Raw genomic sequence first — 417 nt, 5'->3', positions numbered from 1 at the left:
ATATAGCAGTGATAATGTAAAGAGCATCGCCAAACATTTTAAAGAACTTTTGAATCTCATCATTAGAAAAAGATTCATTTAATAACTTGATATTATCAATTAAAATTAATACCGCTTGTCCTCCCATTACACCTAAGCCATACGCAATATTATTTGATAATATCTCAACTTGTTTTACTGGAGTTAACAGCATCGCATTGACTGCTGTTTGGCCGAAGTTTGCATTTTCTGTCACTTCTTTCAATGCAGTGTTAAATCCACTCAAATCACCGGAAGTAGAAAAACTCATCATTCTACTGTCTTTTATAGAATTAGATGAGATACTATCTCTTAAGCCCCGAAATTGGATTTGAGACTAGCCCACTTAACAGTGTAAGCTAGAAGCAGAACCAGTGGAGGGGATTTTTTATGCAACGT

The 417-nt window shown here is 34.8% G+C and carries 1 protein-coding gene; it reads right to left on the bottom strand.

The window, feature by feature from the left end; all coding sequences use genetic code 11:
• A partial coding sequence (locus AB4Z33_RS31215) for a hypothetical protein (RefSeq protein WP_442053603.1) occupies positions 1 to 244 on the bottom strand: 244 nt, incomplete at its 3' end.
• Between the last annotated feature and the right edge of the window lie 173 nt (positions 245 to 417).

The organism is Paenibacillus sp. 2TAB19 (assembly GCF_052115185.1).
GTDB lineage: Bacteria > Bacillota > Bacilli > Paenibacillales > Paenibacillaceae > Pristimantibacillus.
This window is presented reverse-complemented; position numbering and strand designations above follow the sequence as displayed.